Here is a 2,611-nt window from a genome sequence, read left to right as displayed (position 1 = left end):
GTGGCGCGCGACAATTACGATGAGCGCAAGCGCGTCAATTAGGATGAGCGGTGACGTAGGGATGTCCGGCGGTGGGAGGGCGTAGCCCGAGCACCGCCGGACATCCCTACGTTGCGAAGTTTTACCCACCTGCGGGTCGGGCCCGGGCCACACCACATGCTCTGCGTAAGCGGAGGTTTGGATGCCGGGCAGACACATCAACGAGCAGCAGGTGAGACTCTTCATGACCCTTCGCATCGCCCACACCCAACAGACCGCGGCAGCCAAAGCTGGCATTTCCGTCGCCACGGCTCGCCGTATCGAGACACGACCTCCGGCCAACAGCCAGGGCGCGAAGAAACGTAGTTACAGGACGCGAGAAGACCCGTTGGCTGGTATCTGGGACGAGGAAATCGTTCCGCTGCTGCAAGCCTCGCCCCGGCTGCGGTCGGTCACAATATACGAGGAACTTTGTCGTCGCCTCCCCGACCGGGTCGACCATGGTGTTCGTCGAACTATTGAACGACGTATACGGGAGTGGCGGGCGCTTCACGGCGCGGAACGCTCTGTCATCTTTCCGCAGGTTCAGATCCCGGGCAGGATGGGCCTCTCGGACTTTACAGACGCCAATGCCCTGGGCGTGACGATAGCTGGTCTGGCCTTTCCCCATCGCCTCTATCATTTCGCGATGGCATATTCCGGCTTCGAGCATGCCGAGGTCGTCCTGGGCGGCGAAAGTTATGTCGCGCTTGCATCCGGCTTGTCGGCAGCGCTCACTGCCCTCGGTGGTGTGCCGCTGGAACATCGTTCGGACAGCTTGTCAGCGGCGTTTCGTAACCTGGCGGTTCCAGACGCCGAGGATATCACCCGTCGCTATGCCGCGTTGGTTGAGCATTATGGCATGGTCGCGACCCGCAACAATCGCGGGGTAGCTCACGAAAACGGCGCCGTAGAAAGCCGCAACGGGCATGTGAAGGTTCGTCTGGAACAAGCGCTCGAGCTTCGCGGACATCCCGACTTCGACACGGTGGATCAGTATCGGGCGTTCGTAGCCGGTGTCGTTGGTGCCCATAATCGTCGGCATCACAAAATGATCGAGGTCGAACGAGCGCTCCTCAAACCGCTACCGCCAACGAGCCCGGTCGTATGGGAAGAGGCGACCGTTCGGGTGACCACAAGCTCAGGCTTCAGTCTGCGGCAGACGTTCTACACGGTGCCCAGCAAGCTTATCGGATACAGCCTGCGGTTGCGCATCCATGACGACCATATCGAGGTCTATCTGGGCGGTTCATACCTATTCGATCTCCGCCGCGGACGCAGGCCTGCGAAAAGCTCTGGCCGTTCGAGCACCCATGTTGTCAGCTACCACCACATCATCGGCAGCTTGCGGGCAAAGCCCGGAGCGCTCGCCAATCTCGTCTACCGCGACGCGCTTTGGCCGATGCCTGCTTTTCGAAAGGCATGGGATGCGCTGAGCGCTGAGCGACCTGTACGAGAGGCTTCACGCATCATGGTCGGCTTGCTCGCCATCGCCCATGACCAAGGCGTCGAGGGAGAACTCGCCCTCGCGCTCGATACTGTGTTGGCAAATGGCGACCTTCCAGATCTCGCCCAACTCCGCACGCGCTTCACTCCGTCTGTGGCGTCGGCACCGGTCGTCTTGGTCGAGATGCCTTCACTGTCTATCTACGACAGGCTGCTGAGCAGCGCCGCGCAAGAAGGAATTGCGGCATGAACACCACCACAGACACCGCACGGCTCCCGATGCTCCTGACAGAGCTTCGGCTGCCCAGCGTTGCCCGTCTCTGGCCGGCAATCACCGATCAAGCCGACCGCGACGGTTGGCCCGCCGCACGCACGCTCGCCGCGCTGTTCGAGCATGAGATTGCCGAGCGGGCTCAGCGACGCACGCAGCGCCATCTGCTGGAGGCCCGGTTGCCGGTCGGCAAAACGCTCGACACGTTTGACTTTGCGGCGGTCCCCATGGTCAGCAAGGCTCGCATCTCCGCGCTTGCCCACGGTGACAGCTGGCTCGAAAGCGGCACCAACATCCTGGCATTTGGCCCGCCTGGCGTGGGCAAGACGCATATCGCGGCCGCTCTCGGCAATGCCTTGGTCGACGCCGGATATCGCGTGTTGTTCACTCGCACCACCGATCTCGTTCAGCAGCTCCAGACTGCTCGTCAGGAGCTCAAATTGGCAGCGGCCATCGAAAAGCTGGACAAATTCCACCTGCTGATCCTCGATGACCTATCCTACCTCCAGAAGAACCAGGCAGAGACCTCGGTCTTGTTCGAGCTGATCAGCGCACGATACGAGCGGCGTTCAATCATGATCACCGCCAACCAGCCATTCGGCGCGTGGGATCAGATCTTCCCCGATCCCGCAATGACGGTCGCCGCCATCGACAGGCTCGTCCATCACGCCATCATCCTGGAAATGAACACCGACAGCTATCGTCGTCGAACAGCGATCGACCGCGCAGCGGCGTAACCAGTGAGCTGCCGCTCATCCTAGTTGACGCGCGCAGGCCGCAACCTTGACCAAATCCTATGTTTCGATCAGTCTCAAATCACCCTCAGGCGCTCAACCTAATTGACGCCAGACCGCTCACCGTAATCGACGCGCTACA

2 protein-coding genes are annotated in these 2,611 nt (G+C 61.2%); both read left to right on the top strand.

The window, feature by feature from the left end; translation table 11 throughout:
• Nucleotides 1-181 precede the first annotated feature (181 nt).
• Nucleotides 182-1,714, top strand: a complete 1,533-nt coding sequence (gene istA / locus C8J45_RS18760; protein WP_107964659.1) for an IS21 family transposase — start codon at nucleotides 182-184, stop codon at nucleotides 1,712-1,714.
• Nucleotides 1,711-2,472 carry an IS21-like element helper ATPase IstB gene (istB, locus tag C8J45_RS18755; protein ID WP_107964658.1) on the top strand — a complete coding sequence of 254 codons (762 nt, stop codon included), beginning with the start codon at nucleotides 1,711-1,713 and terminating at the stop codon, nucleotides 2,470-2,472. Before istA ends, istB begins: the two co-directional genes overlap by 4 nt.
• Nucleotides 2,473-2,611: the final 139 nt, after the last annotated feature.

It is taken from the genome of Sphingomonas sp. PP-CE-3G-477 (assembly GCF_003050745.1).
GTDB lineage: Bacteria > Pseudomonadota > Alphaproteobacteria > Sphingomonadales > Sphingomonadaceae > Sphingomonas.
This window is presented reverse-complemented; position numbering and strand designations above follow the sequence as displayed.

Excerpts from the sequence above, each read along its gene's own strand:
- istB (WP_107964658.1), top strand. The coding sequence starts at position 1,711 with ATGAACACCACCACAGACACCGCACGGCTCCCGATGCTCCTGACAGAG.
- istA (WP_107964659.1), top strand. The coding sequence starts at position 182 with ATGCCGGGCAGACACATCAACGAGCAGCAGGTGAGACTCTTCATGACC.